This window comes from Bradyrhizobium genosp. L, assembly GCF_015624485.1.
Classification (GTDB): domain Bacteria; phylum Pseudomonadota; class Alphaproteobacteria; order Rhizobiales; family Xanthobacteraceae; genus Bradyrhizobium.
In genome coordinates this window covers 5,358,606-5,380,090 of sequence record NZ_CP061378.1, presented here as the reverse complement: position 1 = coordinate 5,380,090, position 21,485 = coordinate 5,358,606, and the positions used below count along the sequence as shown (strand labels likewise).

Annotated in this window: 21 protein-coding genes; 12 read left to right on the top strand and 9 right to left on the bottom strand. The window is 64.4% G+C overall.

What is annotated here, in order from left to right:
* Window positions 1-18: 18 nt before the first annotated feature.
* The gene (gfa, locus tag IC762_RS25680; protein WP_195784991.1) at window positions 19-582 is read left to right on the top strand and encodes an S-(hydroxymethyl)glutathione synthase; all 564 of its coding nucleotides are present in this window, start codon (window positions 19-21) and stop codon (window positions 580-582) included.
* A 124-nt stretch (window positions 583-706) separates the two neighbouring features.
* Entirely contained in the window at window positions 707-1,660 is a 954-nt protein-coding gene (locus IC762_RS25675) for a hypothetical protein (RefSeq protein ID WP_195784990.1), read from the top strand.
* 13 nt (window positions 1,661-1,673) lie between these two features.
* Here IC762_RS25675 and IC762_RS25670 read toward each other — a convergent pair whose 3' ends face one another.
* On the bottom strand, window positions 1,674-2,120 hold the full coding sequence (locus tag IC762_RS25670) for a hypothetical protein (protein ID WP_195784989.1): 447 nt from the start codon (window positions 2,118-2,120) through the stop codon (window positions 1,674-1,676).
* 200 nt (window positions 2,121-2,320) lie between these two features.
* Here IC762_RS25670 and IC762_RS25665 point away from each other — a divergent pair, with 200 nt between their 5' ends.
* Together IC762_RS25665 and IC762_RS25660 are read left to right on the top strand one after the other, a co-directional pair.
* On the top strand, window positions 2,321-3,463 hold the full coding sequence (locus tag IC762_RS25665; RefSeq protein WP_195784988.1) for an epoxide hydrolase family protein: 1,143 nt from the start codon (window positions 2,321-2,323) through the stop codon (window positions 3,461-3,463).
* Window positions 3,464-3,503: 40 nt separating this feature from the next.
* A complete protein-coding gene (locus tag IC762_RS25660; protein WP_246801235.1) occupies window positions 3,504-4,334 on the top strand; it encodes an invasion associated locus B family protein in 831 nt (276 codons plus the stop codon).
* A 30-nt stretch (window positions 4,335-4,364) separates the two neighbouring features.
* Here IC762_RS25660 and IC762_RS25655 read toward each other — a convergent pair whose 3' ends face one another.
* On the bottom strand, window positions 4,365-5,339 hold the full coding sequence (locus IC762_RS25655; protein WP_195784987.1) for a Bug family tripartite tricarboxylate transporter substrate binding protein: 975 nt from the start codon (window positions 5,337-5,339) through the stop codon (window positions 4,365-4,367).
* 373 nt (window positions 5,340-5,712) lie between these two features.
* Window positions 5,713-6,507, bottom strand: a complete 795-nt coding sequence (locus tag IC762_RS25650; protein WP_195784986.1) for a class II aldolase/adducin family protein — start codon at window positions 6,505-6,507, stop codon at window positions 5,713-5,715.
* Window positions 6,508-6,683: 176 nt separating this feature from the next.
* On the opposite strand from IC762_RS25650, the gene IC762_RS25645 reads away from it, so the two are divergent.
* Window positions 6,684-8,180, top strand: a complete 1,497-nt coding sequence (locus IC762_RS25645; RefSeq protein WP_195784985.1) for a M81 family metallopeptidase — start codon at window positions 6,684-6,686, stop codon at window positions 8,178-8,180.
* Window positions 8,181-8,184: 4 nt separating this feature from the next.
* On the opposite strand, the gene IC762_RS25640 is transcribed toward IC762_RS25645, so the two are convergent.
* The 6 genes from IC762_RS25640 to IC762_RS25615 all read right to left on the bottom strand — a co-directional run bounded on the left by IC762_RS25640 (window position 8,185) and on the right by IC762_RS25615 (window position 14,507).
* Entirely contained in the window at window positions 8,185-8,457 is a 273-nt protein-coding gene (locus IC762_RS25640) for a hypothetical protein (RefSeq protein ID WP_195784984.1), read from the bottom strand.
* 75 nt (window positions 8,458-8,532) lie between these two features.
* On the bottom strand, window positions 8,533-9,162 hold the full coding sequence (locus tag IC762_RS25635) for a 2-hydroxychromene-2-carboxylate isomerase (RefSeq protein WP_195790278.1): 630 nt from the start codon (window positions 9,160-9,162) through the stop codon (window positions 8,533-8,535).
* 505 nt (window positions 9,163-9,667) lie between these two features.
* Window positions 9,668-11,590, bottom strand: coding sequence for an NAD(P)/FAD-dependent oxidoreductase (locus IC762_RS25630; RefSeq protein ID WP_195784983.1), 1,923 nt, complete (start codon window positions 11,588-11,590; stop codon window positions 9,668-9,670).
* Between the two features lie 9 nt (window positions 11,591-11,599).
* On the bottom strand, window positions 11,600-12,373 hold the full coding sequence (locus IC762_RS25625; protein WP_195784982.1) for an SDR family NAD(P)-dependent oxidoreductase: 774 nt from the start codon (window positions 12,371-12,373) through the stop codon (window positions 11,600-11,602).
* On the bottom strand, window positions 12,370-13,014 hold the full coding sequence (locus IC762_RS25620) for a TetR/AcrR family transcriptional regulator (protein ID WP_195784981.1): 645 nt from the start codon (window positions 13,012-13,014) through the stop codon (window positions 12,370-12,372). Before IC762_RS25620 ends, IC762_RS25625 begins: the two co-directional genes overlap by 4 nt.
* Window positions 13,011-14,507: an AMP-binding protein gene (locus IC762_RS25615; RefSeq protein WP_195784980.1), complete on the bottom strand. Its 1,497-nt coding sequence runs from the start codon at window positions 14,505-14,507 to the stop codon at window positions 13,011-13,013. Before IC762_RS25615 ends, IC762_RS25620 begins: the two co-directional genes overlap by 4 nt.
* A 168-nt stretch (window positions 14,508-14,675) precedes the next feature.
* Between IC762_RS25615 and IC762_RS25610 the strand changes: the two genes are divergently transcribed.
* The 7 genes from IC762_RS25610 (at window position 14,676) to IC762_RS25580 (ending at window position 21,442) form a co-directional block, all read left to right on the top strand.
* Complete coding sequence (locus IC762_RS25610) at window positions 14,676-15,935, top strand: ABC transporter substrate-binding protein (RefSeq protein WP_195784979.1); 1,260 nt, start codon at window positions 14,676-14,678, stop codon at window positions 15,933-15,935.
* 101 nt (window positions 15,936-16,036) lie between these two features.
* Window positions 16,037-16,939, top strand: a complete 903-nt coding sequence (locus IC762_RS25605) for a branched-chain amino acid ABC transporter permease (RefSeq protein WP_195784978.1) — start codon at window positions 16,037-16,039, stop codon at window positions 16,937-16,939.
* Entirely contained in the window at window positions 16,936-17,955 is a 1,020-nt protein-coding gene (locus tag IC762_RS25600) for a branched-chain amino acid ABC transporter permease (protein ID WP_195784977.1), read from the top strand. Before IC762_RS25605 ends, IC762_RS25600 begins: the two co-directional genes overlap by 4 nt.
* Window positions 17,956-17,957: 2 nt before the next feature.
* Window positions 17,958-18,716 (top strand): ABC transporter ATP-binding protein, encoded by a 759-nt coding sequence (locus tag IC762_RS25595; protein ID WP_195784976.1) that lies wholly within the window; start codon window positions 17,958-17,960, stop codon window positions 18,714-18,716.
* A complete protein-coding gene (locus IC762_RS25590; RefSeq protein ID WP_195784975.1) occupies window positions 18,713-19,429 on the top strand; it encodes an ABC transporter ATP-binding protein in 717 nt (238 codons plus the stop codon). Before IC762_RS25595 ends, IC762_RS25590 begins: the two co-directional genes overlap by 4 nt.
* A 22-nt stretch (window positions 19,430-19,451) precedes the next feature.
* The gene (locus IC762_RS25585) at window positions 19,452-20,669 is read left to right on the top strand and encodes a CaiB/BaiF CoA transferase family protein (protein ID WP_195784974.1); all 1,218 of its coding nucleotides are present in this window, start codon (window positions 19,452-19,454) and stop codon (window positions 20,667-20,669) included.
* On the top strand, window positions 20,666-21,442 hold the full coding sequence (locus tag IC762_RS25580; protein ID WP_195784973.1) for an enoyl-CoA hydratase/isomerase family protein: 777 nt from the start codon (window positions 20,666-20,668) through the stop codon (window positions 21,440-21,442). Before IC762_RS25585 ends, IC762_RS25580 begins: the two co-directional genes overlap by 4 nt.
* Window positions 21,443-21,485: the final 43 nt, after the last annotated feature.

Sequence of the window (21,485 nt, the reverse complement as noted above, 5' to 3'; positions counted from 1 at the left end):
CACTAAGGAGGATAGGCCATGACTGTTCATATCCACCCGTCTGTTGACAACGGTGTCAAACACGGCTCGGGCAGCTTCGCGGGCGGCACGCTCGTCTGCAAATGCGCGAGCAAGCCGGTCAAGGTCGGCGTCAAGGGCGACGTCGCCCATAACCACGCCTGCGGCTGTACCAAGTGCTGGAAGCCTGACGGAGCGACCTTCTCGGTCGTCGCGGTGGTGCCGCGCGAGAACGTCACCGTGCTCGAGAACGGCGACAAGCTGAAGATCGTCGATGCTGCGGCGGTGATCCAGCGCCACGCCTGCACCGGCTGCGGCACGCATATGTACGGCCGGATCGAGAACAAGGGCCATCCTTTCTACGGCCTCGACTTCATCCATCCCGAGCTGTTCCAGGAATCCGGCTCGGCCGCGCCCGGCTTCGCGGCGTTCGTCTCCTCGGTGATCGAGTCCGGCGTCAAGCCGGCCGACATGGCCGGGATCCGCTCGCGGCTGAAGGAGCTCGGGCTCGAGCCCTATGACTGCCTGTCGCCGCCGCTGATGGATGCGATCGCCACCCACGTGGCGAAGTCGAAGGCGGCTTGAGCCGCGGTTTAGGCGGCTGAGCTCAACGAGGTCCCCGCCGGCAGAGGGGTCTGCCGGCGAACGATGTTGCTGACATTACCCCCGTGACCTTGAACCTTGCATGCCCCGTGGACGACCACAGGGCATGCATTTTATTGTCCGCCTTGCCCTCGTGCTTTCCCCGATCCTGGTGCTTTCGACGGCCCACGCCGCGTCGCCGGAAGACCGCTACATCGCCGCGCGTGACGCCGCGATCGCCAAGTTCGCCAAGCTGGAGAAGGACGGGAAGACCGGCGAGGCCGTCGATAAGGCCGAGGCTGCCGCGCGGGCCGACCTCAAGACGCAGCTGACGTCGATCCTGTCCGAGCCCGCCCGCCCCGGTTACGGGCCGGCGCAGATCAATCTCGACACTCTATATAAGGGCGATATGGGGTTCGGCATGCTGGACGGCCTGCGCTTCGATGCCGAGACCGGCCGGGACGGCGGCAAGATCGGAGATAAGCGCCCTGATGGCAGCTTCGTCGAGCCGAAAGCCCATATCCTGGTGACGACCGAGCCGTTGTTCGCGCGCTGGCTACGGGAACACAAGGCCTGGTGGGACAAGGGCACCAAGAACGTGCCGCAGCAGGTCGATGCGGCCCTGAAGTTCGAAGGTCTCTACACCCAGGCGATCTCGACCGATGCGGCCGTGATCAATTTCAACGACCTGCCGCTCGCCAAGCCTGCGCAAGCCTCCTACGCCTACGGCTTCCTGGCTGGCCGCACCCAGGATTCCTTCCCCGACGCCGCCGACGAAGTGTTCGCAGTCGCAATCGCCAACGGCAAGCTCTACATCGCCTATGGCGAAATCGCACCGACCGTGCAGGTGCCCGCCTGCACCGCGATCCGCGCCGACTTCAACAAGAAGGCGGACGAGGCGGCCGAGAAGCTCGACAAGAAGCAGATCACCCGCAAAGCGTATGACAAGCTCGGCGATTTCCGTCAGCAGGGCGAGGACGCCTTCAAGCGCTGCTTCACCGAGCGCGCGCCACAGCAGCCGGCCTTCGCCGAGGCCACCAGGCAGGCGCAGGCGCTGCTCGAGACGGCGATCGGCAAATAGCCTCGTGCGCTTATCAGAAGCCGCCGAGCAGGTATTTGAAGATGAAGAGAAGCACGCCCGCCTGCAAGGTCAGCCAGGTGGCAAACATACCGTAGAGAAGCCGGTTGGAGAGCGGCTGCGCGCATCGTTGCCTGACGAGGGATTTGATGCCGATTGGCAGCAACAGAAAAAATGTCGGCGCGAAGACCACGGTGCAAAGAATCACGGCGTAAGAAATCTCGTAGAGGATAGCCACAGTCCCGTGCGGCATGAACAGCCGCAGCGGGAAGCACAGATATGTGACGAAGATGGCGGGGGTAAAGAAGGCGGATGCAAATGCCGGCGAGAACCCCGCGGCCGCGATGCCCGGTCGGCTCGCCCATCGGCCGATGAGCCACCACCCAGCCAGGAACGTGATGCTCGGCGGCAGCACCAGCTTCAATAACAGGTCAAGCGTGTCGGTCGTCAGGTAGAATATCACCCTGCGCTCCATCGGTTCCGAGGCGGTCGATGCGTTCGGTCGCGCGAGTGTGTCAGTCCGGTTTGCAGCGGCGTGGCAACGGTCGTGCAGAGTTTGTGTTTTGTCGTGCAGGGCGCGTGCAGACGGCCGATTTGAACGATCGTCGGCCAGTCCCTATCTTAGGCGGGCTCCGCGCCGAGGGAGCTGCCGAGGGAGCTGCAATGACCGCCGCCATCAAACCGTTTCGCATCGCCATCGCTGACGAGGTGCTCGACGATCTCCGCACCCGGCTGCGCCGAACGCGCTGGCCCGAAGCCGAGCCGGTCGACGACTGGAGCCAGGGCGCGCCGCTGACATGGATTCAGGATGTCTGCCGCTATTGGGCCGATGGTTACGACTGGCGCGCGCGTGAGGCGAAGCTCAACCGTTTCGGCCAGTTCACCACCGAGATCGACGGGCTCGACATCCACTTCATCCACGTCCGCTCCAGGCATCCGGAGGCGAGGCCGCTGATCATCACCCATGGCTGGCCGGGATCGGTGGTCGAATTCCACAAGGTGATCGAGCCGCTGACCGATCCGACCGCGCATGGCGGCCGCGCGGCCGACGCCTTCCACGTGGTCTGCCCGTCGCTGCCCGGCTTCGGTTTCTCCGCCAAGCCGGCCGCGACCGGCTGGGGCGTCGATCGCATCGCCAAGGCGTGGGCCGTGCTGATGCAGCGGCTCGGCCATGAAAAATATTTCGCGCAAGGCGGCGACTGGGGCTCGGCGGTGACGACCGCGATCGGCGGACAGGATGTCGCGCACTGCGCCGGCATCCACATCACGCTCGCGATGTCGACCCGGCCCAATGTCGGGGAGCAGCCGACTCCGGAGGAGACGCGGGCGCTCAACGGCATCAAATATTATGCCGACTGGGATTCCGGTTACTCCAAGCAGCAATCCACCCGGCCGCAGACGCTTGGCTACGCGCTGACGGATTCGCCGAGCGGGCAGGCGGCCTGGATCCTGGAAAAATTCTGGGCCTGGACCGATTGCGACGGCCATCCCGAAAACATCCTCAGCCGCGACGAGCTGCTCGACAATGTCATGCTGTACTGGGTCACCGCGACGGCGGCCTCGTCGGCGCGGCTCTATTGGGAGAGCTTTGGGCCCGGCAAGCGCACCGTGCACAAGGTGTGCGTGCCGACCGGCGTCGCGGTGTTCCCCAAGGAGATCGTCACCCCCGTGCGCAAATGGATGGAGGCGAGCTTCGGCAACATCCAGCACTGGAGCGAGATGCCGAAGGGCGGGCATTTCGGCGCGTTCGAGCAGCCGGAGCTGTTCGTCGGCGAGGTGCGCAAGTTTTTCGGGACACTGCGCTAGCAGCCTAGCGTTCGCTGCGTCACCGCGGCAATTTCCTCCCGTGCTTGTTTCCGGCCTTAGCCTCCCGAATCGCGGCCCAGAAATATCCACCGCAGAAGGCGACAATCGCGACGACCACGCCGCCGGCGATAATCTCTTGCATCTTCGAAGCGCTCCAAGTACACGTGTCCCGTTTACGTGGGAAAATTACCCACGTAAAGCGGAAAATTCAGTTTCAGGCTTGATGAGGCGGGCGGGTTGCATGATGAAAGCCAACAGAGCGCAGAGGTACAGCCGGGCGATTGTCGCGCTCGTCCTCGTTGCCAACATCGGCTCGGCGCAAGCCGCGCGAACCTCCGCCATGTCGGCCGATGCAAGCACCGTCTCGATTCCGATCGGCGCGCGGAGCCAGACCTCGACGGCGGACGGCGGCGCCAGGGGGGTCCAGCTTCCTCGAGGCGCATCCGCGATCAGCGAGACCTACGGCGACTGGATCGTCAAATGCCTGGTCGACAACGGAACAAGGCTCTGCACCCTGAGCCAGACGCAGCTCGCCAAGGAGACCAACCAGCAGGTCTTCGCGATCGAACTGCTGGTCAGGGACGGCAAGACCGAAGGCAACATGCTGATGCCGTTCGGGCTGAAGCTCGACGCCGGTGCCACCCTCAAGCTTGATGGCAAGGACATGGAGCGGGCGCGCTTCTCGACATGCACGGCGCAAGGCTGTTTGCTTCCGGTGTCCTTCCCCACGGCGGTGACCGATACCATGAGCCGGGCCAAGACGCTCACCGTTGCCGCGCAGAACATCAGCAACGGGCAACCCGTGGTCTTCAATGTCCCGCTCAACGGCTTCGCCGCGGCCCTCGAGCGCACCATTCAACTTGGAAGCTGATCGGCCCGCGGCGAACGGCGAGGCGGGCCACTAGTTGCCGAGCTTGATGTCGGCATCCTTGATCACCTTCGCCCACTCGACGGTTTCCCGCTTGATGATGGCGGTGAACTCGGCGGGCGTGTTGCCGACCGGCTCGAGGCCGAGTTCGTCGAACTTCTTGCGCACCTCCGGCATCGCCAGGGTCTTGACGGTTTCTGCGTGCAATTTGTCCAGAACATCCTGCGGCGTGCCGGTTGGCGCCATCAGGCCGAACCACGGCACGGCCTCGAAACCGGGGAAGCCGGCCTCCGCCATGGTCGGCAGGTCGGGCGCCAGCGCCGAGCGCTTGATCGAGGTGATGGCCAGCGCGCGCAACTTTCCTTCGCGCGCGAGCGGCACCACGTTCACGATGTTGGCAAAGGACAGGCTGATCCGGTTGGCCAGCAGATCCGGCATCAACGCCGTGGTGCCGCGATAGGGCACCGGCCTGATATCGAGATGCGCCATGTATTTGAACAATTCGGCGGCGAGGTGCTGCGAGGTGCCGACGCCGGCGTGGCCATAGGAAAGCTTGCCCGGTTCTGCCTTGGCGAGCGCCACCAGGTCGGCGACGGTCTTGGCCGGCACGTCGGGTGGAACGGCGAGCACGTTCGCTGCGATGAAGACCTGCGAGATCGGTGCGAAGTCCCTGAGCGGCGCGAACGGCAGTGTCTCATACAGGCTCGGATTGATCACCAGCGACGAGTTGCCGCCCATCAGCAAGGTGTAGCCATCGGCGGCGGCCTTGGCGACGCGATCGGTGGCAATGTTGCTGCCGGCGCCGGGAATGTTCTCGACGACGAACGGGGTGCCCCAGACCTCCGAAAACCGGTCGGCAAGAATGCGCGCTGCAAGGTCGGGAGCCGTTCCGGGCGTGAAGCCAACCAGGATTTTCACCGGTCGGCTCGGATAGCTGGATTGCGCCGATGCCGTCTCGGCCGCGAGCAGCACAACCAGGGCCGCGAACAGCTTCGCAACGAGCTTCATCGTTCCCCCCACCGTCCGGCATGACCGTTTGCCCGGTCCGTTGCCGTCGGAATTGACGGCAAGTGTGGCACCGGCGGGCAGGGCCCGCAACCGCGGTCGCGCGTGTTCTGATTTTCACCCAACTCAGATGTCTAATGCTGCCCGTCCCGCCCGATCGAGCGGCGCTCGGCTTTTCCTGCGCCCTCTGTTCACAGAGCGGCGCAACGAAGAGCAAAGCTCGGGCACATCATGTCGCGAGAATGCGAAGTCCCCCTTGGGCGATAGCGTGCTGCTCTCGTTTGGGGCTCGCCCGGCGTGTGCGCAATTGCGCACACGGAGCGGGTGACCCAGTACGCCGCGGCCCTCGGCTTAATCACCGCGGCCGCCGCTCACCTCAATCCCGATACGACGGATCGGCGCGGTCGAGCTTGCGCAGCAGCGCGGGCCAGGCCAACGCGCCGTTGCGCGCGGCGCGGCCGGGCTTGGGCAGCATGCGCTCATAGGTCTCTTCGAGCACGCTTTGCGGCGGATAGGTCAGCTTGGTGTTGCAGGACAGCGCCATCACCTGGGTCTGGCAGGCGCGCTCGAGGCGGAACAGCACGTTGAAGGCGGCGGGCACGGTGTGGCCGACGACCAGCAGGCCATGGTTGCGCAGGATCATCGCCTCCTTGTCGCCGAGGTCGCGGACCAGCCGTTCGCGCTCGTCGACATTGTCGGCGATGCCCTCGAAGTCGTGATAGGCGATGTGCAGGAAACGCATCGAGGTCTGCGCGATCGGCAGCAGGCCGCATTCCATCGCCGAGACCGCCATGCCGGCCGGCGTATGGGTATGCGCGACGCAGTCGATGTCGTGCTTGGCCATGTGGATCGCGCTGTGAATGACGAAGCCGGCGACGTTGACGTCGTAGTCGGAGGCGTTGAACAGCGTGTTGCCCTGGACGTCGACCTTGATCAGGGAGGAAGCGTCGATCTCCTCGTAGAGCATGCCGTAGGGATTGATCAGGAACTGGTCCGTCGTACCGGGCACGCGGCAGGAGATGTGGTTGGCGATCATCTCCGTCATGCCGTACATCGCCGTGAGCCGATAGCAGGCGGCGAGATCGACGCGGGCCTGCCATTCCTCGGCGCTGACCTGGTCGCGTACCGATTTGACGACCTTGATCGCGGGCGCGCTGACGGGCGGATTCATGGCGTTCTCTCCTGACAAATTCGATGTGTCGTTGGTCAGCAGGATAGCAGAATCGGCGCGGGCGGCGAGGCGTGGGCATCGGCTTATTTGCAGGTCAGGCGGGCAGAATCCGAATATGCCGTTGGCGCGCAGCATCTTCGCTGTCACTATGAGGCAAAACAGCCGAGGCGCATCAAATGAGCGATCGCAAGATACGTATCGCCGTCCTGCATTTCTCCCACGAAACCGTCTCCTTCCTGCCGAACGAGACCACGCTCGACGATTTCATTTATCCGGGCTCGCCGGCCAAAGGCGAGACGCTGCTGCGGTTCGATCCCAAAAACTACATGGGTGGCTTCGTGCAGGTGGCGCGGGAATTTGCCGAGGTCGAACTGGTCGGCATCGAATCCCCGCTGTGGCCGCGAACCGGCACGGGATCGGGCTGGATCACGCAGCAGGCCTACCGGACCTTTGTCGGCAAGATGATCGCAGGCCTGAAGGAAGAAGGGCCGTTCGACGGCGTCTATCTCTGTCTGCATGGCGCGATGGCGGTGCGCGACGTTCCGCGCCCCGAGGCGGATTTGGCGCGGCAGGTTCGCGAGGTGGTCGGGCGCGGCGCGTTCATCACGGCGACCTTTGACCTGCATGGCAATGAGGACGAGGCGTTCCTCGAACAGGCCGACATGGCCTTCACGGTGAAATATTTCCCGCATTACGACGCCCATCTTCAGGGCGAGCGCGCCGCGCGCATGCTGGTGCGGGCGATCCGCGGCGATTACAAGCCGGCGCACAGGACCATCAAGGTTCCCGTGATCTCGCCGACCGTGCTGCAATGGACCGGTGCGCGGCCGTGGATGGATCTGGTGCAGCGCGCGCTGGTGTGGGAAGCGCGTGAGGTCGATCTCTACGTCAACATCTTCTTCGGCTTCCCGTTCGCCGATGTGCCCGACGCCGGCATGACCGTCCAGGTCCTCACCAACAATAATCCAAAGCTCGCCGAGCAGGTTGCGCGCGATCTCGCCGCGACAATCTGGCGGGTCCGCGAGGCGCTGCTGCAATCGACAAAGCTCCACAGCATCGTCGAGGGCGTTGCGCTGGCAAAGCGGGCGATGACCGATGGCAACACGCCGGTCGTGCTGGCCGATCACAGCGACCGCTCGGGATCGGCCACCTGGCTGCTGCGCGTGATTATCGCGCAGGACCTGGCCAACACGCTGATCGCCACGATCGCTGACGCGAGGGCGACTGCGCACCTGAAGGCCGGTGGCGCCAAGGCCGGCGATGCCTTCGACATGGAGGTCGGCGGCCTGGCCGACGAGTCGGCGGGAGAGCCGGTGCGGATCCAGGGTACCATCACGGCAGCGGGCGAGGGCTATGGGCAGTTCTGGATCTGCGTGCGCTTCGGCCGCAACAATCTGCTGATCCTCTCCACCTATCTGGTGCAGATCATGGAGCCGTTCTCGCTGAAGACCCTGGTACCCGATCTAGACGCCTTCGACGCGTTCGTGATCAAGTCGCGGGTGCACTTCCGCCGCGGCTTCGACGACAACGGCTTCGCCAGGACGATCCTGCTGGTCGAGCCCGACGAGCCTTTCCTCGGCACGATGCGCCTGGACAGGCTGCCTTACCGGAACGTCGATCTGACGCAATTCTATCCCTATGGCAGCCCGGATTTTTCGCCAGATGCCGCGTGAGCAATCAAGCCTTGGGAAAATCCCTGCGCATTGCGATCTCGGCCGCGTCGCCGGGAGAGAGGGTGGTCGAGTCAAACGCCGGCTGACGCCCGGTCTCGATGTCATAAAGCGAAATCTGCTTGATCGGCTTGGCCAGCAGCAGCCGGATGCAGTCGGCGAGCGTACCGTTATAGACCATATACGGCGTCTTGCCGGTCACCCGCTCGTTCCTGAGCGACGGCCACTTCTTCAGATTGGCCGGCGCATCATAGGCAATCGGGACGCCTTCCCTGAACATGCTGGGCTTCCGGTGATGACTTCACCGGGAAGGCTAGCCAAGGATGGTAAACAGACTAGAAACGGCCGTCGGGACCTAGCTTCGATGCCGGCTTCCGAGCGCGGTTGCGATCGTCTCCGGATGCTCGATTCGCTCGATCAGCATGTCGATCCGGTCGCCGCCCCAGAACAGTTCGCCGTTGAACACCATGGTCGGCACGCCGAACACGCCGAGCGTTTCGGCCTCGTCGATGATGCGGTCGTGCTCGGCGCGGGCAGGGCCGCGCACATAGGCCTCGAAGTCGGAGGCCGAGCCGCCGATCTCCGAGATCACCCCGCTGATCGCCGAGAGCTCGTCGATCTCCAACTCGTGATTCCAGAAGCGCCGGAACACCGTGTCGTGATAGGGCCGGAACAGACCGTGACGCTGCGCGAACAGCATGCCGGCGCTGGAATGGAATGCGTCGTAGATCCGGCGCGGGCCCTTCATGACGAGACCCTGCGCGTTGGCGAAGCGCCGCGCGTCCATGTAGAGATAGCGCACCTTGCGCCAGAAATGCGGCGTGCGTTCCTCGACCGTGCCCATGAATTCGGGAATGCGAAGCGTGTAGGGCAGCCATTCCAGCTCGGCGCCGTAGGTCTCCCCGAGATCGAACAGCCGCTTGTTGGCGACATAGGCATATGGACTTTTGTAGTCCGTGTAGATTCGAACCTTCGGCCTTTCCATCATCGATCCTCGCCTGGGCTCGGAACATTGTTTCCGATCCAAGGCCGTGACGCAATCCGGCGGGAAGCACGAGGGGATCATGCAAAACGAATGGGCTCCGGTGCAGTCAAGCATCGCGGAGCCCTGCTACTTCGTTTTAGCGAAGGATGTCTGGTATCGACCAGGTATATGTCGGGACCGAAAGCACTTGGCCTTTGCGCTCTCGTCCTGCGGATATGTGCAGATTGTCGGCGGCGCAACGGGGCTAGCAGCTGCTGTTCGCCTTAAGTTGCACCGAGACCTTGCCGTTGAGCAAGGTCGCTGGCTTTCGCCGGTGGCGTCATGCTCCTCTCCAAGGGTGGGCCGACGGACATCTGTCCGCTTCTGCTGCCTGGCGACCGATCACATCATCGTCCGTCAATTCCTGCGACGCCGGGAGCCGCGCTCCCTCACCCCAACAGGTGCAGTCATCGAAATGCTGCGGCAGATATCGGAGCCTGTCAAGTTAACGAGTGAGCTAATCAGGTCAGGCTTCCTGCCGGACCTTGGTCTGGCGATACCGACTCAAATCCGGATCGTGCGTCATCCTCCAGTAGTCAACGAAGCGCCACGGCATCGCCGAGAACACACGGCCGCGCTCGTTGCGGTAGTAGGTCGTCATGCCCGGATGCGTCCAGATCAGTTGCTCATGCTCGGCGTCGACCGCGCGGATGTATTCGTCATGCGCGTCGTGATGCACGTCGATCGCGGCGATGCCGTTCTCGATCATCTCGACCAGGCAGGCCGAGATGTAGCGGCTCTGGCACTCCGATTGGAAGATCACGCTGCCGCCATGCGCAGGTCCCGAGTTGGGACCCAGCATCACGAAGAGATTCGGGAAGTCCGGCACCGTCAGGCCGAGATAGGCGGTGGGATTGTCGTCGCCCCAGGCCTGCTTGAGATTCTTGCCGTCGCGCCCGGTGATGTTCAGACGCGCCGCCATCTCGGTCACCTTGAAACCGGTCGAGATCACGATGACGTCGTGCGGCCGCAGCCTGCCGTCAGCCGTGACGATGCCATCAGGCGCGAAGCGGTCGATGCCGTCGGTGACGAGCTCGACATTCGGCCTGGTCAGCGTCCTGAACCAATTGTTGTCGAGCAGGATGCGCTTGCCGTAGGGCGGATAGGTCGGCAGGCATTTTGCGATCAGGTCGGGACGACCCTTCAGCTCGGAGAGGATGAAATCGGTCAGCTCCTGGCGATGCCGGTCATTGCCCTTGTTGACGGCGCGCTCCGGATGCGGCCAGGCCGGATCCTTGCGCAGGAACGGCAGCAGCCCGTCGCCGTAGCGCCAGAACATGTTGAAGCGGTACCACTGCACATAGAACGGCAGATGCGCGAGCAGCCACTGCGCGCCCTCGGTGATCGGATCGGAATAGCCCTTCACCGGCCGCGACCATTGCGCGGTGCGCTGGTAGACGGTGAGGGAAGCTGTGCGACCGGCGATTGCCGGCACCAGCTGCATCGCGGTCGCACCGGTGCCGATGACAGCGACATGCTTGCCGTCGAGCTTGATATCGTCCGACCACAGCGCGGAATGCAGCCGCTCGCCGGTGAAATCCTCATCCCCCTTGAAGCGGGCCGGCAAGGGATCGTTGAGCTGTCCGATCGCGCTGACCAGCGCCGTCGATTCGAAAGTCTGTTCACCATTCGTGGTCTTGAGGATCGAGATCCAGCGTCCTTTGCTCTCATCCCAGCGTGAAGCGACGAGCTCGGTGTTCAGCCGAACATTGCAGCGGATGTCATGCTCGCGCACCACCTTCAGCAGATAGTCCAGCAACTCCTGGCGCTGCGCGAAATAGCGCGTCCACGGATTGCGTTCGCCGAAGGAGAAGGAATAGGAGTGGTTCGGTGTATCGACGCCGCAACCTGGATAGCGGTTGACGTACCAGGTGCCGCCGATCTCGTCATTCTTCTCGACGATGGTGTAGGGGATGCCGAGCCTGCCGAGCGCGACGCCGAGCGCGATGGCGCAGACACCTGCACCGACGATCAGCACATGCTGCTGCGCGAGTGTCGCGTCCGAAGGACGGTTGCGCCAGCGCGCATCGCGCGCGACGAAGCCCATCTCCTCGCGCATCAGTGGCGCATATTCCGGCGTGACGTTCTCGCCGAGCGTCGCACGCATCATTCGCAGCATCAGCTCGTTGCCGGGATCGGAGATGATAGGGGCCGACTGGCCATTGGCGAACAGGTTCAGCACGGCGGCGCGGATTTCGTCCTGAATCTCTTTCGGCACGGCGGCGTCGGGATCGGGGATCAGGCGGACGTCGCGCTTCGGCTTGTAGGGCGGCTCCAGCCACTTCTCGTCGCCGGTCATGTGCACCAGCACCATCAGCAGCACGCGGATGTCACCTTCGGCGATGGCGGCGGACAGATCGAGGGTCTTGCGTGGCAGCTCGATGTTCATGTCGTGTCCTCAACTGGCCGGCGCGTCCGGCAGGCCGCCATAGGCGGCCCAGCTGGTGCCCGCGATGTAGCCGGCATCGACCGGCAGGTTGATGCCGGTGACGCCGCTGCTCTGTGGCGACAGCAGCCAGGCGATCGCCTGCGCCACCTCGATCGGCTCGACCAGCCGGTTCATCGCGGTCGGCCGCGCGAGCAGGTCCTTGTTCAGCGCGCCCGATGCAATGCCGGCCTCGAGCGCCGCCGTGCGGGTGAAGCCCGGCGACACCGCGTTGACGCGCACGCCAACACGGCCCCATTCGGCGGCGAGCGTTTGCGTGATCTGGATGACGCCGGCCTTGGCTGCGGTGTAGGCGTGGATCGGGCCCGACGTCATGCCGGCCACCGAGGCGACATTGACGATCGCGCCATGCCGCCGCTTCGCCATCGCGACGCCGACGCTGCGCGCGACCAGAAACGTACCGCGGAGGTCGATGTTGACCTCGCGGTCCCATTGCTCCATCCGCACCCGCTCGATCGCGTGCATCTTGCCGAACACGCCGGCCGCATTCACGAGACCGGTGATCGGGCCGTGCGCCATTTCGATGTCGGCGACGCCGGCGACGACGGCGGCTTCGCTTGCGACATCGAACGGCGCGGGCCACATGATCGCGCTGGTCTCGACCAGCGGCTCCGGCGCAATATCGACGATCACGACGCGATGTCCTTGTTCTGCGAGCAAGGTCGCGGTGGCGGCGCCGATCCCGCGGCTGCCGCCGGTGACGAGGATAGTGCCGTCGGCGCTCATGACTTTCTTTCCTTGCCACTGGTGGTGAACAGGCCGTGCGTGACCAGCTTCCGGTAGGCCGAGATGACGTAGTCGGGCACTGCCGTGACGCCCTGCTCGGAATAGGAATAACGCCGGCTGAGATAGCCGCGCGCACCCATCAACACTTGAACGATGGCCTCGAATTCCTCGTCGGTGAAGGTATTGGTGGCTCCCGCGGTCCGCGCACGCTGGAGGATCCGCACATACGCGCTCGAGATATTGTCGAAGTGCTTCTGGTAACCGACCGGCGCAAAGAACTCGGCTTCGTTGAGGATGCGCAGGAATTCCGGCACCTCGCGGATGAAATCGAAGAATGCACTGAAGCGCTCGACCTCCTGCCGGGCCGCGCTGGCGGTACCGGTTCGCGCGCGGATGAAGCGGACCATGTCGAGGCCGATCTTGGGCAGCAACTGGTCGAGCAGCTCCTGGCGGTTCTCAAAATGATTGTAGAAGGTGCCTTGCGCGACGCCGGCCAATTCGGTGATGCGGGCGACCGAGGCTTCGGCATAGCCGTATTTGCCGACGATCTTGGTCGCGGCGTCGAATATCTTCTGCTTGGTCCAGGCGTTGCGCTCGACCCGGTTGAGCTTGGTTACCTTGGCGGATGTGACTTCGGTCATGCGGTGGCCTCGAGTTCGGCGCGGAGCACGCGCTTCAACACCTTGCCGGATGGATTGCGCGGCAGGCTGTCGCGGATGATGAGCTGTTTCGGCACCTTGAAGCCGGCCAGCCGGTTGCGGCAATGATCCGTAAGAACAGCCAGGTCGAGCCTTGCGCCATCTGCCGGCACCACGACGGCGACCGGCCTCTCGCCCCAGCGCGCGTCGGGCAGGCCGATCACGGCGACCTCGCGTACTTCAGGCATTTCGTAGATGACGCGCTCGACCTCGGAGGAGGCGATGTTCTCGCCGCCCGAGACGATCATGTCCTTCTTGCGATCGGTCAGATAGAGGAAACCGTCTTCGTCGAGATAGCCGATGTCGCCAGTGCGGAACCAGTCGCCGAAGAAGGCGGATGCGGTCTTCTCCGGGTCCTTCCAGTAGCCCTGTGTGACCTTCGGGCCGCGCAGGCAAATCTCGCCGTTCTGGCGGGCGGGGAGGCGCTTGCCGGCATCGTCGCGGATCTCGATCTCGATATGGGCGATGGCGCGGCCGGTCGAGCCGATCTTCTCGGTCTCGCGGCCGGGGTCCATGAAGGTATCGCCACCGCAGCTTTCGGTCAGGCCGTAGGCATCGATGTAGCGTGCACGCTTGAAGTATTCGGCGAAGGCCCGGATTCGGACCTCCGGCGTCTTCTCGCCGCCGCCGATCGCCCATTGCAGGCTGGAGACGTCGTAGCGGTCCCGGTTCGGACAAGTGAGCAAGGCAGTGGTCATCACCGGCGCGAACCAGGCGGCGTTGAGCTTCTCGCGCTCGATCGCGGCAAGCGCCGGCTCCGGCTCGAAGCTGCGATGAATGCAGAGCATGCCGCCATGCCAGAGCACGGCGATGCCGGGCAGATCGAGCGCGCCGACGTGATAGAGCGGGCCGACGACGAGCAGGCGCGTCTGCGCATTCAGTCCGAGCACCAGGGTCTGATCGGCGGACTTCCAGTAGATGTTCTCGTAGGTGAGCATCACGCCCTTGGGCCGATCGGTGGTGCCCGAGGTGTACATCAGCCGCATCAGATCGCAGGGACGGCGGACGTGCATCGGCGCCGGCGCGATGTCGGGCGCAAGGCTGGTGACGCTCGCTTGCGCGACCTCGTCGAGCAGCACGACCGGCACGCCGCCGACCGCGATCGCGGCAAATTCGTCGTCGGCGATCAGAAGCCGCGCACCGGAATTGCCGACGATGTAGCCGACTTCGTCGGCCGACAGGCGATAGTTGATCGGCAGGAACAGCGCGCCGATATGGCTCGCGGCGAACACCAGTTCGAGGAAGGCCGTGCTGTTTTTCATCAGCACGGCGACGACATCGCCTGGCGCGACACCGCACGCGGCGAGCCAGCCGCCGACCTGGCGGATCCGCAGGTCGAAATCCGCATAGGAGACGTCTTCGCCGCGATATTTCAGCGCACAGCGGTCCGGGGTCCGCCGCGCATGAAATGCGATGAAGCTGGAAAGATTGATCATTTCGCCGCTCGCGGGCCGGTTTCCGGCGCCGTCTGTCCTTGGATGAACTATGACTCGTAATTCATATTTGGCTTGACGTCACCCCCCTTGCTCTGAAAACATCGTGGACACGGAGACGGAACGATCTCCGACAGGGATTTGGGAACGCGAACCCGAAGGGAGGGGAAGATGAGCAGGACCCGGAAGCCGGGCATCAGCCGGCGCTCGACACTTGCGCTGATGGGCAGCGGTGCTGTGACGTTTGCTGCGCCGTGGGTGGCGCGCGCGCAGGCCAAGACCATCAAGATCGGCATGCCGACCATCCTGTCGGGCCGCGTCGCGCAACTCGGCACGTCCTCGCGCAACGCGGTGATGCTCGAGGTCGAGAAGGTCAAGGCCGCGGGCGGGCTTGCCGGGAGGCAGATCGAGATGGTGATCCGCGATTCCAAAGGCCAGCCGCAGGAGGCCGCGCGGATCGCACGCGAGCTCGTCAACACCGACGGCTGCGAGCTGCTGATCGACGGCGAGGCGTCGTCGGGATCGTTCGCGGTGCACGAGGTGGCGCGCGATCTCGGTGTGCTCTGCATCCACACCTGCTCGGAGGCGTCGTCGCTGACGGCGGATCCCAAGCAGCACATCCCGAATGCGTTCCGCTGCGTGCGGCAGGGCATTCACGACTCGATCGTCGGCGGCAGCTATGCGGCGGCGATCGCCAAGGCCAAGGGCCTGAAGACATGGGCGACCTGCTCGCCGGACTATGCCTATGGCCGCGACACCACCGGCGAGTTCGTGCTGTATCTGAAGAAGTTCGCGCCCGATGTCGAGATCATCAGCGAGTCCTGGCCAAAGCTGTTCCAGCCCGACTACACCGAGGTGGTGACAAAAATCCTGCAGGCCAAACCGCAGGCGATGTATTCCTGCCTGTGGGGCGGCGATCTCACCTCCTACATCGACCAGGCCAACATCTACGCGATGTTCGCCCAGATGGAGGTGTTCGCGGTCAACATGGCCGACTACACCGCGCTCACGGTGGTGAAGAACCTGCCCAAGGGCATCCATTCCGGCGATCGCTACATCAAGACGTTCCCGCCGACGCCGGAGAACGCGGCCTGGGGCGACGCCTACAAGGCGAAGTACAATGAGTATCCGACCAATTGGTCGTGGCAGAACGCCACTGCGGTGATGTTCCTCAACGAAGCGGTCAAGAAGGCCAATTCGACCGATGGCAAGAAGGTCGCGGAAGTCCTCACCGGGCTCACCATCAAGTGCCCGTTCGGTGCCGACGGCACCGTGACGATGCGTGGCGAGGACCGCACGCTGGTCGGCTACGCGATCGGCTGGGGCACCACGATCCCGCAGGAGCCCTACGTGCCCGATGTGAAGGCCGGCGACTGGAAGACCATCTTCGAGCTCGAAGCCGAGTGGAAGAAGAGCAAGGGCTACACCTGATCCGTGCAGGCGGACGCGAGGCCACGGCTCTGCTACCTCGTGTCCTTCGCTGATTTTTTGTTGCGCGCCGGCGTGACGGCCGCCTTGATGGATGATGTCCCGTGGACCTCGACGCGCTCGTCAGTTGCCTCGCCAGTCCCGCTTGCCTGGTGACGCAGACCACCAGCGGCCTGATCATCGGCATGCTGCTGTTCCTCGTCGCGGTTGGGCTGACGCTGATCTTCGGCGTGCTCAAGGTGGTCAATTTCAGCCACGGCGCCTTCTACATGTTCGGCGCCTATTTCGCGATGACTGCTTACCAGCTCAGCGGTAGCTTTGCGCTGGCGATACTGGCTGGCGCGGTCGGCACCGCGATCCTCGGCCTGATCTTCGAGCGCGCCTTCATGAGCCGGGTCTACGGCGCCGACGTGCTGATGCAACTGCTGGTCTGCTACGCCTTCGTGCTGATCTTCGACGACGTCGTCCGCATGATCTGGGGGCCGGAATTCCGCTCGATGGGCATGCCGGCCGCCTTCCAGGTGCCGCCGCTGTTCGTCGCCGGCGGCGTGGTGCCGCCCTATTATCTGCTGCTGATCGGTGTCGCGCTCGCTGCCGCGGTCATTCTCGGATTAGGTCTCGCGCGGAGCAGGATCGGCAAGGTGATCCGCGCCGCCGCGCAAAATCCCGGAATGGTGTCCGCGCTCGGCATCAACACCGGGCTGATCTATGGCGGCGTGTTCGCGCTCGGCGGCCTGCTGGCGGGGCTTGCGGGCGCGCTGGCGGCGCCGGTGCGCTCGCTGACGCCGGGCATGGGCTTCTCGGTGCTGATCGAGTCCTTCATCGTCACCGTGATCGGCGGCATGGGCTCGATTCTGGGCGCGCTGATTGGCGCGCTACTGATTGGCCTGATCCGCTCGTTCGGTTCGCTCGGCTTCCCGCTGTTCACCGAAGGATTGATGTATCTCTTCATGGTGATCGTGCTGGTATCGCGCCCGACCGGCCTGTTCGGCAAGGAGGTCGCATGACCGAATTGCAGGCCGGGCAGGACGCGCGGGCCCTCCGGGCCCACGGAATCGACGCCCGTCCGCAGCGCTATCGCGATCTGCTGATCGCGCTCGCGGCCTTCGTCGTGCTGGCGCTGCTGCCGATGCTGTTCGGCAGCAAGCAGTTGCTCGACTTCGTGATCCGCTGCGCCGCCTACGGCTTGTTCGCGACCTCGCTCAATCTTCTGGTTGGGTACACCGGCTTGATCTCGTTCGGCCATGGCATGTTCTTCGGCCTCGGCGCCTACGGTTTCGGCCTGATGATGCAGAAGACCGGCGTGGCGATCCCGGTCGCCTTCATCGCGACGCTGGCGATGACCTTTGTCGTTGCCGTCGCGATCGGCGCGATCTGCGTGCGGCTGAAGGAGATCTATTTCGCCTTCGTCACGCTGGCGTTCCAGATGCTGATCCACTCGACCATCCTGTCGTGGCAGTCACTGACCGGCGGTGACCAGGGGCTGCGCGGCGGCATTCCGCGACCGCCGTTCCTCGGCATCGACCTGTCGAACCATCTGCATCTCTACATCACGAGCTGCGCGCTGCTGGTGATCGGACTGTTGCTGATGCGCCAGATCGCGCAATCGCCGTTCGGCTACACGCTGCGCATGATCCGCGACAACGCCACGCGGGCGAGCTTCATCGGCATCGATGTCTGGCGCGCGAAGCTGACCATCTTCGTATTGGCCGCGCTGTTCGCGTCGACCGGCGGCATGATCATGGCGTTGTTCGTGTCCGGCGCTTACCCCGAATTCGCCTACTGGACGATCTCGGGCGAGGGCATCTTCATCAACATGCTGGGCGGCGTCACCACCTTTCTCGGGCCGATGGCCGGCACGGTGCTGTTCTTGCTCCTCAACGACACCGTCACCCGCCTGACCGAGTATCACGGCATCGTGCTCGGCATCGTGATCCTGTTCTTCGCCATCGGCCTGCGCAAGGGCCTGATGGACTTCGTCGTCGAGTGGATCGCGCAGCGTCGCGGCAGGGCGGGGAGCTAGCCATGCTGGAGATCCGCGAGCTTTCAAAATCCTTCGGCGGCGTCAAGGCGACCGACCATGTCTCGCTCGATTTCGCCGACGGCTCGCTCACCGCGGTGATCGGTCCCAACGGCGCCGGCAAAAGCACGTTCTTCAATCTGATCACGGGCGCGCTGCGGCCGGATGCCGGGCAGATCCTGCTCAACGGCGTCGACTTGGCCGGCAAGACGCCGCCCGAGATCGTGCGCCACGGCATCGGCCGCGCCTTCCAGGTTGCGAGCATCTTTCCGTCACTGACGGTCGAGGAGACGATGCTGGCCGCGGTCGGTGCCGACCAGCGCCGGGCGAGCGTGATGCATCGGCGGTTTCCGCTGGCCGAGACCCGCGACCGCGCCGAGCACGCGATGGAATTGCTCGGCCTTGCCAGCAAGCGCGACCGGACCGCAGCAACGCTGTCGCATGGCGATCAGAAGCTGCTCGATATCGCGCTCGCGCTGGTGCTCGACCCAAAGGTGCTGCTGCTGGACGAACCGACCGCGGGCATGGGCACCGAGGAGCGCTGGCGCATGATCGACAAGGTGCGCGAGCTCTGGGAGACGCAGAAGATCACGGTGGTGTTCATCGAGCATGACATGGACATCGTGTTCAAGATTGCGCCCGAGATCGTGGTGTTGTGTTACGGCCGGATCCTTGCAACCGGGACGCCGGATGCGATCCGCAGGAACGATGCCGTGATCGAGGCCTACCTTGGCAGCGAGGACCATGCGGGAGCGGTGGCATGAGCGCGCAGCCGGTGGTGCAGGTCGACGATCTCGACGTCTACTACGGCACCAGCCAGATCCTGTTCGGCGTCGGGTTCTCGGTCCGCCAGGGCGAGACCATGGCGCTGCTCGGCCGCAACGGCGCCGGCAAGTCGACCACCATGAAGGCGATCATGGGGCTGACGCCGGCGCGCCGCGGCAAGGTCAGCTTGCGTGGCCGCGTCGTGTCGGGGATGAAGCCGCATCACATCGCCCGTGCCGGGCTCGGCTTCGTGCCGGAGGATCGGCAGATCTTTCCCGAGCACACCGTCGAGGACAATCTCGTCATCGGGCAGAAGAAGGGACCGGACGGCGAGGACGAATGGTCGATCCGCCGCGTCTACGATGTGTTTCCGCTGCTCGAGCCGTTGCGGCACCGGATCGCCGGCCGGCTCTCCGGCGGCGAGCAGCAGATGCTGGCGATTGCCCGTACCCTGATGGGCAATCCCGTGCTGCTGCTGTTGGACGAGCCGAGCGAGGGGCTGGCACCGATCATCGTGCAGCGCATCGGCGAGCTGCTGCGGCAGCTCCGCGGCACCGGTGCCACGGTGCTGATCGCCGAGCAGAACATGCATTTTTGCCTTGGCCTTGCGAGCCACGCGACGGTTATCGACAAGGGCCAGATCGTCTACACATCCTCCATCGAAGAGCTGAAGGCCAACGACAATATCCGGCAGCGCTACCTGGCGCTGTAAGGGTCTTTAGATGGGAGGATGGATGGCGGGCAAGCTAATGCCGACGCATGAGGCACCCTATCGGGGCCTGAAGGTGCTCGATTTCGGGCAGGGGATCGCTTCGCCCTATTGCGCCATGCTGCTCGGGGTCTACGGTGCCGACGTCATCAAGGTCGAGCCGCCGGAAGGCGATTGGTCGCGCTATCTCGGCACGACCTACGGCAATCACACGACGCTGTCGGCGGTCTACAACCGCGGCAAACGCAGCCTATGTCTCGACATGAAGCACAAGGACGGCATCGTGATCGCGCAGCGGCTGGCGAAGGAAGCCGACGTCTTGATCGAGGGCTTTCGGCCCGGCGTCGCCGCGCGGCTGGGGCTCGGCTACGAAAGCCTGTCGCGCGACAATCCCGGGCTGGTCTATCTCTCGGTCAGCGGCTTCGGGCAGAGCGGGCCGTATTCCAAACGACCCGGCTCCGATTCGGTTGCGCAGGCGTTTTCCGGGCTGGTCTCGATCAACGTCGGAACCGACGGTGTTCCGCATCGGGTCGGCACCACCATTTCCGACATCGTGACCGGCGTGTATGCGTTCCAGGCGATTGCGACGACGCTGTTTGCGCGCGCGACCGTCGGCACCGGGCGCTGGATCGATGTCAATCTCTGCCAGTCGACGTCCGCGCTGCTCGGGCACAAGGTCGCCGAGTTCGTCCTCGAGGGCGGCGCGCCGCGCGCGCTCAACGTGCCGGCCGGCACCTACCAGACGCAGGACGGCTGGATGATGGTGACGCTGGTCAACGAGCCGCAGTACAAGCGCCTGTGTAGCGCGATCGGCCGCGACGATCTCGCCGGCGATCCGCGGTTCGCCGATTTTGCCCGCCGCGCCGATGCTGCCGACGCGCTGATCCCGCAACTGCGCGAGGTGTTTTTGACCGAGCCGACGGAGGCTTGGCTGACACGGCTGCATGCTGCCGACGTCATCGCCGAGCGGATCCTCAGTCCCGGCGAATGGCTGCGCAATTCGCACGTCGAGGCGACCAAGGCGTCGGTCTGCCAGCAGACGCCCGGCGTCGGTGCGGTCTACACGCCGCGGACGCCGGGGATCGCGAGCCTGTCGGAGGACCACCTCTGCCCGGCGCCGGACATTGGACAGGATAGTCGCGCCGTCCTCTCGGATGCCGGCTTTGTTGCTGCGGAGATCGACGGCCTGCTGCGGTCTGGCGCTGTACGGCAAGCCGGGAGAGCGGAAGGCAAGACATCATGAGCACAAATCTCGTTCGTTACTCGGTCGCCGACCAGATCGCGGAGATCGTGCTCGATCGCGCGCCGGTCAATGCACTCAGCATTCCCCTGATCGACGCGCTTGTTGCGGCACTGGCAAAGGCGCGCGACGACGCGACGGTGCGCGCCATCGTCATCAGCAGCGCGCACAAGGTGTTTTGCGCCGGTCTCGACCTCGACATCGTCAGGGGCAAGCCCGCGATCGAGGTCAAGGCGTTTCTCGAGAAGCTCTATTTCGCGCTGAACGACACGCAATACCGGCTCGGCAAGCCGACCATCGCGGCGGTCGACGGAGCGGTGCGGGCCGGCGGCATGACGATTGCGATCTCCTGCGACATGATCATTGCGGGCGACGGCTCGACCTTCGGCTATCCCGAGATCGATGTCGGCCTGATTCCGGCGATCCACTTCGTGCAATTGCCCCGGCTGGTCGGCAAACACCAGGCGTTCGGCCCGCTGTTCCTCGGCGAGCCCTTCGATGCGTCGACCGCCTTTCGCATGGGGCTGCTGAGCGAGGTGGTGCCAAAGGGAACGGCGCTCGACCGGGCCCGCGATGTCGCGCGGAAACTTGCGGCGAAGTCTCCTATCGTGATGAAGGTCGGCCGCGATGCCTTCATGCGCGCGGTCGACGCCGATTTCCGCCGCTCGGTCGAGAACGCGGCCGAGAGTTTCGTGGTGGTCGCCTCGACCGAAGACTGTCAGGAAGGCCTGAATGCGTTCGTCGAGAAGCGGACGCCCAATTACAAGGGACGATAGATGGCTGAACTATATTTCGAACAGTCAAAGCCCGCCCATATTC